Raw genomic sequence first — 11,624 nt, forward strand, 5'->3', positions numbered from 1 at the left:
GGCTCGCTCAGCGGGTCAGCTCGATGATGGCGCTGCGGTGTGTCGTCATGCGGCGGCCCGTCTCGTCGAACCCGAGCGCGCGCAGTTCGGCGAGCCCCCACGTGTCCTGGGCGCCGTCGACGTCCAGCTCGATCATCCACACGCGGTCCACGCCGTCGAAGCGGTCGCGAGCCTCCGCCTGGACCACCGAGTACGCGCGGTCGCCCCACCAGGTGTTGCGGTAGTACGGGGTCTCCAACGTCACGTCCCGGACGCCGGTGAACCCGGACGGATACGTGCGCATCGCGAGTCGCGGCCGCTGCGACGCACGCGCCGACTCGTCGAACACCACCGCGTCGCCGGGTTTGGCGTTCGCAGCCATGGCGGCGCTGATCTCGGCCCAGTCGCTCTCGTTCTTGGCGTACGGTCCGCGCTCCTGCACGTAGACCGGCACGCAGAGAGCCACGAAGACGAAGGTCGTCCCGGCGGTCGCGCTCACGGTGCGGCGAACGTCGCTGCCGATGAGCCGTCCGAGGACGAGGATTCCCTCGGCCACGAGGAGTGCAGCCGCGGGCGCTGCGAAGGTCGAGTACCGGCCGGTGTACATGGGGTACACGAGGTTGACCAGCAGCATCACGCCGGTCGGGAGGAACAGCCAGGTGGCTGCGATGAGCCGGGTGGACGCGACCCGTGGCCCGGCGACGGAGGGGAGGGATCCGCGCAGCCGCCAGGCGCGCCACGCCGGCCACAGTGCGAGCCCGATCAGGGCCCAGGCGGGGATCGCGACCCACGGCATCCCGAACCAGAGGAAGTAGTACCAGATGGCGGGGTCGTCCGGCGTGGAGCTCAGGTAGCTGATCTGGCTGCGCTCGAGGAAGGCGATCACGGCCAGCGGCGCCAGCGAGAGGACGGCTGCGCCGGAGGTCATCGCCCACGCACGCAGGGTTGCCCGGGATGCGCGGGTGGCCAGCAGCAGCACGCCGTGGGCCACGAGCAGGGTGATGGAGTAGAGGAAGAGGTACGACGTCGCTGCCATCCCCACCCCGTACAGCACCCAGGCCAGCCGCCGCGCGCCGGGAGTCAGGTGGCGTCCGCCGCCGTCGATCAGCCACAGCAGCAGGAGAGTCAGCCACGCCGCGGCGGCCGCCGTGAACGCGTAGGATCGCGCCTCTTCGCCGGCGTAGGTGAGCCGCGGGAGCACGCAGGCCACCACGCCCGCGACGACCGCAGCGCGCGCGCCTCCGCGACGCCCGGCGATCAGCGTGACGGCTGCGACGGCCGCGCCGACCGCGATCGCGCTGGGCAACCGGAGCGCGAACGCGCTTTCGCCCGCCAGCCGGATCCAGCCGTGCATGAGGAGGTAGTAGAGGCCGTGCACCGCATCGACGTGGGTCAGCATCCCGAGCAGGCTGCCGACCGAGCGCTTCGCCGAGAGCAGTGTCGCCGCCTCGTCACCCCACAGTGACGGAACCCAGCTGAACAGAGCACAGAGCACGGTGGCGGTCACGCCGAAAATGAGCGCGATGGTCCGGGGCCGCACCGCGCGCAGCGGGTGGCCTGCCCGGATCTCCGGTTCGACGAGGACAGTCATACCCACTACTTCTAGACGTCGGACGGGAACATCGCCCAGACAACCAGACAAGCCTGGGCGACGCGTGGGCGAGCGATGCCGAAACTCACATCTCCCCGATCGAGCTACCTCATCCCCCACCGATCGGCGGGGCGGTGTATCGGGTCCCGGGCTACCCAGCAGCTCACGCCAGGCGCCCGGGACCCGCCCCACACACGCCGGGAACACTCCGACGCCCTGGTGGCGTCCTTGTCACATCCAGCGTGCTCGACGATCAACGTAGGCGTCGCGTGGACGCCTGTGCAGGGGATGACGAGCGGGGGTGCCCGTGGTACGCACCCGCGACCCGCCTCAGCCCGCGACCCGCCTCAGCCCACGACCGCCGCAGGCCAGGATCCGCCTCAGACCTCCCCGCGACGGGCGCCCGCCCACAGGTCCACCCCGGTGTCGACGGCATGCTCGTCGATGGCGGCGAGCTCGTCGTCGGTGAACGCCAGGTTGCGGAGCGCTGCGACGTTCTGCTCCAGTTGCTCGACCCGGCTGGCCCCCATGACGAGAGAGGTGACCCGCTCGTCCCGGAGCGCCCAGGCGAGGGCCAGCTGTGCCAGGGTCTGCCCGCGGTTCGCGGCGATCCCGTTGAGTGCTCGCAGCCGCCTGACGGCGTCGTCGGTCAGCCAGTCGGCGTCGAACGACGTGCCCGCGCTCGCCCGCGACCCCTCCGGGATGCCGTGCAGATACTTCTCCGTCAGCATCCCCTGCGCGAGAGCCGTGAACCCGATCACGCCGACCCCGAGCTCGTCGACCGTGTCGAGGAGTCCCTCCGTCTCGATCCACCGGTTGAGCATCGAGTAGGACGGCTGGTGGATGAGCAGGGGAGTGCCCAGGTCGCGGAGGATCCCGGCGGCGCGCCGGGTCTCTTCCGGGCCGTAGGAGGAGATGCCGACGTAGAGCGCGCGGCCGGACCGGACCGCGGTGTCGAGCGCCTGCATGGTCTCTTCGAGCGGCGTGCTCGGATCGGGCCGGTGCGAGTAGAAGATGTCGACGTAGTCGAGCCCGAGTCTCTTCAGAGACTGGTCGAGGCTGGCGAGCACGTACTTGCGGCTGCCTCCGCCCTGCCCGTACGGTCCCGGCCACATATCCCAGCCGGCCTTGCTGGAGACGATGACCTCGTCGCGGTAGGGACGCAGATCGTCCGCGAGGATGCGACCGAAGTTGATCTCGGCCGCACCGTACGGCGGACCGTAGTTGTTGGCGAGATCGAAGTGCGTGATGCCCAGGTCGAAAGCCCGTCGCACGATGGCACGCTGCGTCTCGAACGGACGGTCGTCGCCGAAGTTGTGCCAGAGCCCGAGCGAGAGGGCCGGAAGGTCGAGGCCGCTGCGGCCGGTCCGGCGATAGATCATGTTGTCATAACGGGAAGGAGCGGCAACGTAGGTCATGACTCCACATTCGTCCGTGGCGGCCGCGAAGTCCAACCGCTCCCATCGAACGGTTGAGAACTCCCGCTTGTGGATAAGTCCCCACAGCTCGCGGCTGCGCTGCCGCTGTGCTGATGCTGCTGCCCTGTCAACCCCGTTGCTTCCCCGGGCGCGGGAGGTGCTGGCTGGTCCCATGAGCGACGAACTGACACCGAGCGACGACACCGCGAGCGACGACCCGCTGGCGCCGGGGCGGCCCCAGGGTGCGCCTGCGCCGTCGGACATTCCGATCCACGATCAGCCGACCGCCGCCGGCCAGGCTCCGGCGGGCGGCGCTCTCGAGGGCGACCCCGACCTGCCTGCGGACGACACCGCAGGCACGCTGCAGAACGACGCGCTCCGGGACGAGGCGCAGCCCTGATGCTGTCGGCGCCGATCCCTGCGGAGTCAGAACGGCTGCACGCGCAGGACGGCGGCCGCACCCCACGAGCGCGGCCGCCGTTCGGTCGGGACGATCAGGTCCGGTTGGCACCTCGCCGCATCCACCCGACGATCGCGGTGATGATGAAGAACACGATGCCGAGGATGGCCAGCCACAGCAGTCCCTTGATGACGAAGCCGAAGATGGCGAGCACCGCCCAGATCACGAGCAGAATCACGATGAGAGCTATCATGCGACCATCAGACCCCCGGGGAGCGGCGCGGTCAATGGGCGACCGATCCCCTTGCGTTCGCGGCCGGCTGTGCGGTAGGCACACCACGGGACGCGCAGGACACTCGAACTGGGGCGCGCAGTCCCGCACCCTGGAGCCCTAGCGTGGGCCTCATGTTCCCGTTCCCCCGTGACCTGACGCATCGACGCCGGACCGACCCCGCGGTCGGCTCGTTGCTCGCGGGTGGCATGGCGGGCAGCATCCGCGAGTTCTATGGCCACACCGTCACGTTCGTGCCGGAGGACCTCGTCTACGTCGAGCGCCTGTTCAGCGAGCTGCGCACTGAGGACGGCTTCGTCGGCGACGAATTCACGCTGCAGAGCCTGGGCTGCCTGATCGGCGAGGTCCTCGTCCAGGCCGATGGGGGCCGCTGGAGTCAGGTGGCGCGTCACCGCGGTGCTCCCGACCAGGCGGACCTCGAGGTCGTCCTCCCCAACGGGCACGCCGTCGACCCCTTCCAGGCGGCCCACGACTGCGCGGACGGTGGCGTCGACTCGTCCGTGATCCGCTTCCGTCAGCTCGCGCTCGCCTCCTGAACCGTCGGCCCGATCCGACACAGGCCCGCAACGGGAACTGCCTCGCCTCGGCTTGGTGCTTGCATCACGCCAGCCTCACCCGGCCTTCCCCCTGTACGGCCTGGCCGCCGCGACCGCCGATCGAGTGTTGACGCGAGCCTCCCGTCGCCGTACATTCGTATTCAACAAATTCATTGAATAAGGACCGGGTGGACATCATGACACGCATCGTCGCGGACATCTCCGTCTCTCTGGACGGGTTCGTCACCGGCCCGAACGTCGGCCCGGAGAACGGGATGGGAGACGGAGGGATGGCGCTGCACCAGTGGGCCTTCTCCGACGACCCGGACGAAGCGAGGGCGGTGCACGAGGGCACGCAGCGGTCGGGAGCCGTCGTGATGGGCCGGCATCTGTTCGACATCGTGGACGGGCCCGGGGGATGGAGCGACGACGTGGGATACGGCGCTCGCGAGGTCGGAAAGCCCGCCTTCGTGGTCGTCACCGGCACCCCGCCCGCCTCCGTCCGGCTGGCCGGCCTCGACTGGACGTTCGTGACCACGGGACTCGCGGACGCGATCGCCGCGGCCCGTACCCGGGCCGAGGCGGCATCCGCCGATCGAGGCACGGACCTCGACGTGGTCCTCATGGGCGGCGGCGAACTCGTCGGCTCCGCTGTGTCCGCCGGGCTGGCCGACGTCCTGGTGCTGCACCTCGCGCCCGTTCTCCTCGGATCGGGCACACCGCTCTTCACGCAGGGCGCGCCGCGCACCCTCCACCAGGTGTCGTCCGTGGCCACGCCGAACGCGACCCACCTCACCTACGACCTCCGCTGACCTACGCCGCACGAGCCCGGTACCACTGTCCCGCTCTCGCGCCCCAGCGCCTTCGTGTAGTCGCGCCTTCGTGTAGTCGCGCCTTCGTGTAGGAAAGGGAGGAACATCCCGCCCCAGGGCCGACCGCAACCTCCGTTCGAGGTCGACACGCGGCCCCACTGCCCTAACCTCCTCCGTTTCCGGATAGGCCGGGGAAGGGGGATGCGAACGAGCCGCGCCCCGCCATCCAGTCGGGAACGGAGGATGTGATGGCCCGACACGCCGCGGTCGAGCTGCAAACGGAGGTGTTCACGGAGGAAGCGCGTCGACGGCACCTCCGTTTCCAACCACAGGCTCTAGAGTGCTGCGAGCGGTGGTGAGTCAGCCGCCACTGTGAGCGATGTCGAGTCAGTCGCCGGTGCCGGCGGCGACGCCGCTCGCCGCCGCGCCGCTGAACTCCCGCGCGCGCGCCGTCACGGCATCCCACTCGCCGGCCTCGATGTCCGCCGCGCTCACCACGCTCGACCCGGCCGTCACTGCGAGGGCGCCGGCGCGCATCCACTCGGCGGCGTTCGCCGCGTGCAGCCCGCCGGAGGGCACCAGCGGCACGCGGGGGAGCGGACCGTGCAGGTCCTTGAGGTACCGGGGTCCGACCAGGGAGGCCGGGAAGATCTTGACCGCAGCGGCGCCGAGTTCGACGGCCCTCATCACCTCGGTCGGCGTCAATGCGCCGAGCAGGATGGGCACCCCGGCGTCACGTGCGACCGCCGCCGCATCCTCCTGAAGCCCGGGGGTCACCAGGAACCGTGCGCCCGCATGGATGGCCGCCTCGGCGCTCGCCGCATCGGTGACGGTCCCCGCGCCCACCACCACGCCGCGCATCCCCGCGGCCGCCGAGATCACCTCCTCGACACCCGGCGTTGTGAACGTGAACTCGATCACCCGGATGCCGCCCGCGGCAAGCGCCGCGCAGAGGGCGATCGGGTCGTCGATGCGCGGAGCGCGGATCACCGCGAGCGCGTGGTCCGCCGCGAGCGTCTCGATGAGCATGGTCTTCTCTTTCGTTGCGTCATATGCAACGGGCATTGCATCATGTGCGCATCCTGTCTACCATGCCAGAAGGCGAACGAGGAAGGACCAGCATGGATCCGCACGGCGCACCGCACGTCACGATCGGCGAAGCGATGGTCGTGCTGTACCCCGAGGGGCACCGCCCACTTGCCGAGGCCGAGGCGTTCGGCTCGGATGTCGGCGGAGCCGAGTTCAACGTCGCCACCTCTCTCGCACGCCTCGGCGTGCCGACCGCGTGGCTCTCGCGGCTCGGCGATGACGGATTCGGGGAGCGCATCCGGAACGCAGCCGCAGAGTACGGAGTCGACGCCTCCACCGTGGAACGCGACGCCGCGCGCCCGACCGGCCTGTACATCAAGGAGTCGACGCTCGGCCCCGCCGGCCACACCACGCGGATGCACTACTACCGCCGCGATTCAGCCGCCTCCGCCATCGGCTTCGAGACGTTCGCCACGGGTCCGGCTGCGGCGCTGCTCCAGCGCGCCGCGCTGGTCCACACCTCCGGAATCACTGCCGCTCTCGCGCCGAGTGTCGCGTCCGCGGTCGCCCGGCTGCGCGAGGTGGTCGGCCCGGACACGGTGCTGAGCGTCGACCTCAACTTCCGTCCGCGGTTGTGGCAGGACAGGGACACCGCCGCACTCGATGCGCTCGTCGGCCGGGCCGACCTGCTCTTCGCCGGCCGCGACGAGGCCGAAGCCCACTTCGGTCATGCCGATCCCGAGCGCTTCTTCGCCGGCAACCCGCAGCTGACGACGCTCGTCCTGAAGGACGACGTCCGCGCTGCCGCCGTCCACCGGCGCGATGGCGGCGTCAGCACCGTCCCGTGCCTGACGGTGGATGTGGTGGAGCCGGTCGGCGCGGGCGATGCCTTCGCTGCCGGCTTCCTCTGCGGGAGGGCGGAGGGCCGGGACGACATCGCCTCCCTCCGCCTGGGTCACGCCCTCGCCGCCCTCGCCCTGATCGCGCACGGCGACCGTCCGGTCACGGTTCCCAGCCGCGCGGAGCGGGACCGGATCGCAGCAGCAAGCGACGACGAATGGTCGCGCTGGACGGTGCACGCGGGAGCCCTCCCGTGGCGCGACGCCGAGGCCGTCGCATGAGCCAGTCCACCGGTCGGGCCCTCGACCTCCTCGACCTGATCGCGCACGGAGTGGTCGGCTTGGATGCGCTCGCCACCCGGCTCGAGGTCCACAAGAGCACGGTGCTCCGCCTCCTGCAGACGATGGAGGATCGCGGGTACGTCACGCACGACAGCGCACACCGCTACAGCGTCGGGCCGGCCGTCTTCGCGCTGGCCAGCGCAGCCCTCGACGCCGTGGATGTGCGCGCCGTCGCCGCCCCCGCCCTCCGTGAGCTGGGCGCGGAGACCGGCCAGACCATCCACTTGGCGACCTACCGCGCGGGCGTGGCGACCTACGTGGACAAAGTCGAGTCGCAGCAGCCGCTCCGCATGTACTCGCACGTGGGGCTCGCGGCTCCCCTGCATGCCACCGCGGTCGGGAAGGTCCTGCTCGGCGGATTGGATGAGGACGAGCGTCGCCGGGTCGTCTCCGGGATCGAGCTCCCGCGGTTCACGGATCGGACCATCACCACTGCCGACGCCCTGCTCGCGGAGGTGCAGCGCAGTGCCGAGCGCGGCTGGGCCGAAGACCACCAGGAGCACGAGACCTTCATGAACTGCGTCGGCGCGCCGGTTTTCGGGCCGGACGGACGCATCGCCGCGGCCGTCTCGATCTCGGTGCCGACCGTCGTGCTGCCGTACGAGGGCGTGCTCGGGCTGCTGCCCGCCCTGCACGCGACCACCGCGCGGGTGTCTGCGGCGCTCGGGTCGCGCGCTCTCGGGTCGCGCATTCTCAGCGAGGGGTGACGCATTCTCAGCGAGGGGTGATTGGATGGACGCCGTGCTGCGCACCATGTTCAAATCCAAGATCCACCGCGCGACGATCACGCACGCGGACCTGCATTACGTCGGTTCGCTGACCGTCGATCTCGACCTCATGGAGGCCGCCGACCTCCTGCCCGGCGAGCAGGTCGCCGTGGTGGATGTGACCAACGGCGCCCGCTTCGAGACCTATCTGATCGCGGGCGAGCGCGGCAGCGGCGTCATGGGTGTCAACGGCGCGGCCGCGCACCTCGCCGAGATCGGCGACACCGTGATCGTCATCTCCTACGCGCAGCTCGACAACGCCGAAGCGCGCGCCTTCGTCCCGGTCGTGGTGCATGTGGATGCGGCCAACCGCATCCTCGCCCTCGGCACCGACCCCGCGGAGGCACTCACCCCGGACGAGCAGCGCCCGCCCTTCGCCCTGTAGCCGCCGGCAGTAGCCGCGGGCTGTAGCCGCCGCCCCTCCTGTTCAGCTTTCGAGCACGGACTTCAGCGTCGACAGCTGACCGACCTCCGCGGTCATCGTCTTCTGGATGGCCCCGCTCATCAGCCTCATGAGCCCGGTCGGCTCGAGGTCCAGCGTGAACCGGACGCGCGTCCCGTCCCCGTCCGGCGTCCACAACGGAATCCGCCGTCTAAAAAAGTATTTCTTGACATAGAGAATCCCGCGTCCGTATTCTCGGCATAGACCGAGGAGGAGCTCATGTCACGGACCATGGATACCCGCCCAGCCTTCACCGCTGGGGGTGCAGAGCGATGAACGCGATCTCCGAGATCGTCATCGTCGGCGCAGCCCTGGCCGGCGCGACGGCGGCGAAGACGCTGCGCGATGAGGGGTACGACGGCCGCATCCACCTCTTCGGTGCCGAGCGGCACGCACCGTACATCCGGCCGCCGCTGTCCAAGGGCTACCTCGCGGGGAGCGACGACCGAGCGAGCATCGACGTCCTCGACGCCTCGTGGTACCTCGACAACGACGTGGACCTCCACCTCGGGACCCGGATCTCCGACCTCGACCCGGGCGGCTCGGTCACCACCGACGACGGCACCCGGTACCGCTTCGACCGGGCCCTGCTGGCGACCGGCTCGACACCCCGCAGGCTCCCGATACCCGGAGCCGACCTCGACGGCGTCGTCTCCCTCCGCACGGTGGACGACAGCGACCGCCTCCGCGACACCCTCCAGCGCGGCGGCAGGCAGATCGTCTTGATCGGTTCCGGCTGGATCGGCATGGAGGTCGCTGCGACCGCCCGCACGCTGGGCAATGAGGTCACCATCCTGGAGCGCGACCCGGTGCCCCTCGCAGCTGCCCTCGGCGACGAGCTGGGGCGCTTCTTCGCCCAGCTGCACGCCGAGCACGACGTGCGCATCCGGGCCTCGGTGGCGGTGGAGAGCATCGTCGGCGAGAACGGGCATGCCACCGGCGTCCGGCTCGCGGACGGCGAGACCTTCCCGGCGGATCTGGTCGTGATCGGCGTCGGCGCGGTCCCGCTCATCGAGCTGGCCGAGCGCGCCGGGCTGGACACGGGCGACGGCGTCCTGGTGGATGCCTCCCTCCGGACGAGCGCGCCCGCGGTCTTCGCCGCCGGCGACATCGCCGGAGCCGTCCATCCGCTGATCGACCGGCGCATCCGCAGCGAGCACTGGGCGAACGCCATCGACGGCGGCACCACCGCAGCGCGCGCGATGCTCGGCCAGCCCGTGACCCACGACGCCATCCCGTACTTCTACACGGACCAGTTCGACCTCGGGATGGAGTACGCCGGCTTCGCGCCGCTCACGCGCAACGCAGAGCTCGTTTACCGCGGCGACCCCGCTTCCGGAGAGTTCATCGCGTTCTGGCTTCGCGAGGGACGGGTGGTCGCGGGGATGAACGTCAACATCTGGGACGTCAACGACGACATCAAGACGCTCGTCCGATCGGGCGAGGTCGTGTCTCTGGATGCGCTGCGCGACCCGAACGTGCCGCTCGACTCTCTGGGCGCATCCACGAGCGCACGCTGATCGCATCTCACGCTGATCCCGTCGCCCGCGCACCCACCGGTCCGCGGGCTGCGGCCCTGCCCGTGATGTGCGCCTCCGGCGACACGGACCGAGCGGACCGCTTGTGGCCACGGGCGCGCACTCCTATCGTTGCGTGTGTTACGGCACGGCGACTCTGAGGCGACCTGCCTCCGCGTGCCGGCGGGAGGTGGGAGCGCGTGATGGATGAGACCACTCAGATGATGTCGATGATGAGCGAGTCGGCCCAGGGGCCGATGGCGGGCATGGACATGTCCATGATGCAGCGATGTATCGAGGCGTGTGCGGCGTGCGAGCAGGCGTGCACGATGTGCGCGGGTTCCATGTCGATGGAGGGCATGTCGGGCTCGGCGATGTGCATGAGCTGCGCAGAGATGTGCAACACGATGATGCGGATGATGCTGCGTCCGATGCCGACGAGCGAGCGGGACATGGCGGCGATGATGTCGATGCTCCAGGCGACGTCGGCGATGTGCCGCGCCTGCGGTGACGACTGCATGGGCATGGGCGACGCGAGCGCATCGGCGAAGATGTGCTCTCAGGTCTGCATGAACTGTGCGGACGCGTGCGACGCGATGATGGCGTCGATGAAGCCGATGATGGCCTCATAGCCCTCGCTACGATTCGAACGCCCGGCGAGACGCTGGGCGTTCCGTCGTCTCAGGAGGTCGCGAACTCAGGAGGTCAGGCGCGCCCGACTCGGACGTTGAGGAGTTCGTCGCCGGCGGCGAGGACTCCGTAGACGGCGTGCACCGCGACGGGGGAGCCGGGCTCCAGCACCTCGCGGAGGTCGTCGAAGTGCCAGCAGTGGAGGCTGTCGCCGTCGAGGTCGGAGAGCTCGATCCAGCCGTCCGCTTCCGCGGTGACGACGAATGCGTCGAGCCAGTTCGACGGGGTGGCGAGCGCCGCGCGGCGGGCGATGGGGTGCAGTGCGTAGCCGTCGTCGAACATCTCCGCGCCCTGCCCGGAAGCGGCCCGGAGCAGGGCGTCCTTCGCGGTGGGGCTGGGCTGACGGGTCACGATGTTCCTTCTCACGGTGTCGAGGGGATGCGCGGGATGCGCGGTGTGTATCGAGGATAAGGACCATCGGCACCCCGAGTCACGCGGAGCGTCACACGGTGAAACATGCCCGGGGAGTGCCATCCCGCGTGGCAGCGGATGAGGTGCTCTGCAACGTTGTAGTATTTGCGCAGGTCTCGCACGGACAAGCCAGCGAGGGGGAGGGGCCCGGCATGGCGGTCACCCTGCACGACGTCGCGCGAGCGGCCTCCGTGTCGATCAAAACGGTGTCGAATGTCATCAACGACTATCCCTACATCCGGGAGGACACCAAGGCGCGTGTGCTCGCGGCGATAGCGGAGCTCGGTTATCAGCCCAATCTGACCGCGCGTGGTCTTCGGTCCGGTCGTACCGGAGCGATCAGCTTGATCATCCCCGACCTGAAGAACGCCTACTTCGCCGAGTTGGCCGACGCTGTGATGAGGCACGCGGCCAGCCATGATCTGGTCGTGATGATCGAGCAGAGCGCCGGCCGGAGAGAGCAGGAGCTGGAGGTCCTGCACGGTCCTCGCATGCGGATGGTCGACGGGATCCTCTTCAGCGTGCTGGCGCTGGGTCAGGAGGATGCTGCCCATCTCGA

15 protein-coding genes are annotated in these 11,624 nt (G+C 69.8%); 9 read left to right on the forward strand and 6 right to left on the reverse strand.

Annotation, left to right across the window (positions count from 1 at the left end; all coding sequences use genetic code 11):
* Positions 1 to 7: 7 nt before the first annotated feature.
* The gene (locus ACPYOG_RS02935) at positions 8 to 1,570 is read right to left on the reverse strand and encodes a glycosyltransferase family 39 protein (RefSeq protein WP_481292763.1); all 1,563 of its coding nucleotides are present in this window, start codon (positions 1,568 to 1,570) and stop codon (positions 8 to 10) included.
* Positions 1,571 to 1,950: 380 nt separating this feature from the next.
* The gene (gene mgrA, locus ACPYOG_RS02940; protein WP_481292764.1) at positions 1,951 to 2,988 is read right to left on the reverse strand and encodes an L-glyceraldehyde 3-phosphate reductase; all 1,038 of its coding nucleotides are present in this window, start codon (positions 2,986 to 2,988) and stop codon (positions 1,951 to 1,953) included.
* A 172-nt stretch (positions 2,989 to 3,160) separates the two neighbouring features.
* Here mgrA and ACPYOG_RS02945 point away from each other — a divergent pair, with 172 nt between their 5' ends.
* Entirely contained in the window at positions 3,161 to 3,388 is a 228-nt protein-coding gene (locus ACPYOG_RS02945) for a hypothetical protein (protein WP_481292765.1), read from the forward strand.
* 94 nt (positions 3,389 to 3,482) lie between these two features.
* Here the strand turns inward: ACPYOG_RS02945 and ACPYOG_RS02950 are convergent, their stop codons facing one another.
* Entirely contained in the window at positions 3,483 to 3,641 is a 159-nt protein-coding gene (locus ACPYOG_RS02950; RefSeq protein WP_139230655.1) for a DUF2207 domain-containing protein, read from the reverse strand.
* Positions 3,642 to 3,793: 152 nt separating this feature from the next.
* On the opposite strand from ACPYOG_RS02950, the gene ACPYOG_RS02955 reads away from it, so the two are divergent.
* Together ACPYOG_RS02955 and ACPYOG_RS02960 are read left to right on the forward strand one after the other, a co-directional pair.
* A complete protein-coding gene (locus ACPYOG_RS02955; protein ID WP_481292766.1) occupies positions 3,794 to 4,216 on the forward strand; it encodes a hypothetical protein in 423 nt (140 codons plus the stop codon).
* A gap of 197 nt (positions 4,217 to 4,413) precedes the next feature.
* Positions 4,414 to 5,028, forward strand: a complete 615-nt coding sequence (locus ACPYOG_RS02960; protein WP_481292767.1) for a dihydrofolate reductase family protein — start codon at positions 4,414 to 4,416, stop codon at positions 5,026 to 5,028.
* 387 nt (positions 5,029 to 5,415) lie between these two features.
* Here ACPYOG_RS02960 and ACPYOG_RS02965 read toward each other — a convergent pair whose 3' ends face one another.
* Positions 5,416 to 6,057, reverse strand: coding sequence for a bifunctional 4-hydroxy-2-oxoglutarate aldolase/2-dehydro-3-deoxy-phosphogluconate aldolase (locus tag ACPYOG_RS02965; protein WP_481292768.1), 642 nt, complete (start codon positions 6,055 to 6,057; stop codon positions 5,416 to 5,418).
* 92 nt (positions 6,058 to 6,149) lie between these two features.
* Between ACPYOG_RS02965 and ACPYOG_RS02970 the strand changes: the two genes are divergently transcribed.
* From ACPYOG_RS02970 to panD, 3 genes are read left to right on the forward strand one after another with little or no spacing between them, the layout of a single operon-like run.
* Positions 6,150 to 7,178, forward strand: coding sequence for a sugar kinase (locus ACPYOG_RS02970; RefSeq protein ID WP_481292769.1), 1,029 nt, complete (start codon positions 6,150 to 6,152; stop codon positions 7,176 to 7,178).
* The gene (locus ACPYOG_RS02975) at positions 7,175 to 7,945 is read left to right on the forward strand and encodes an IclR family transcriptional regulator (protein WP_481292770.1); all 771 of its coding nucleotides are present in this window, start codon (positions 7,175 to 7,177) and stop codon (positions 7,943 to 7,945) included. Before ACPYOG_RS02970 ends, ACPYOG_RS02975 begins: the two co-directional genes overlap by 4 nt.
* 34 nt (positions 7,946 to 7,979) lie before the next feature.
* The gene (panD, locus tag ACPYOG_RS02980; RefSeq protein WP_481292776.1) at positions 7,980 to 8,390 is read left to right on the forward strand and encodes an aspartate 1-decarboxylase; all 411 of its coding nucleotides are present in this window, start codon (positions 7,980 to 7,982) and stop codon (positions 8,388 to 8,390) included.
* A 42-nt stretch (positions 8,391 to 8,432) separates the two neighbouring features.
* Here panD and ACPYOG_RS02985 read toward each other — a convergent pair whose 3' ends face one another.
* Complete coding sequence (locus tag ACPYOG_RS02985; protein ID WP_481292771.1) at positions 8,433 to 8,585, reverse strand: hypothetical protein; 153 nt, start codon at positions 8,583 to 8,585, stop codon at positions 8,433 to 8,435.
* 134 nt (positions 8,586 to 8,719) lie between these two features.
* Here ACPYOG_RS02985 and ACPYOG_RS02990 point away from each other — a divergent pair, with 134 nt between their 5' ends.
* Together ACPYOG_RS02990 and ACPYOG_RS02995 are read left to right on the forward strand one after the other, a co-directional pair.
* The gene (locus ACPYOG_RS02990) at positions 8,720 to 9,967 is read left to right on the forward strand and encodes an NAD(P)/FAD-dependent oxidoreductase (protein WP_481292772.1); all 1,248 of its coding nucleotides are present in this window, start codon (positions 8,720 to 8,722) and stop codon (positions 9,965 to 9,967) included.
* A gap of 200 nt (positions 9,968 to 10,167) precedes the next feature.
* On the forward strand, positions 10,168 to 10,596 hold the full coding sequence (locus ACPYOG_RS02995) for a four-helix bundle copper-binding protein (protein ID WP_481292777.1): 429 nt from the start codon (positions 10,168 to 10,170) through the stop codon (positions 10,594 to 10,596).
* 73 nt (positions 10,597 to 10,669) lie between these two features.
* On the opposite strand, the gene ACPYOG_RS03000 is transcribed toward ACPYOG_RS02995, so the two are convergent.
* Positions 10,670 to 11,005 (reverse strand): hypothetical protein, encoded by a 336-nt coding sequence (locus tag ACPYOG_RS03000; RefSeq protein WP_481292773.1) that lies wholly within the window; start codon positions 11,003 to 11,005, stop codon positions 10,670 to 10,672.
* Positions 11,006 to 11,217: 212 nt separating this feature from the next.
* On the opposite strand from ACPYOG_RS03000, the gene ACPYOG_RS03005 reads away from it, so the two are divergent.
* The coding region (locus ACPYOG_RS03005; RefSeq protein ID WP_481292774.1) for a LacI family DNA-binding transcriptional regulator at positions 11,218 to 11,624 on the forward strand (407 nt) is incomplete at its 3' end.

Source organism: Leifsonia sp. HAY1-4F (assembly GCF_056755275.1).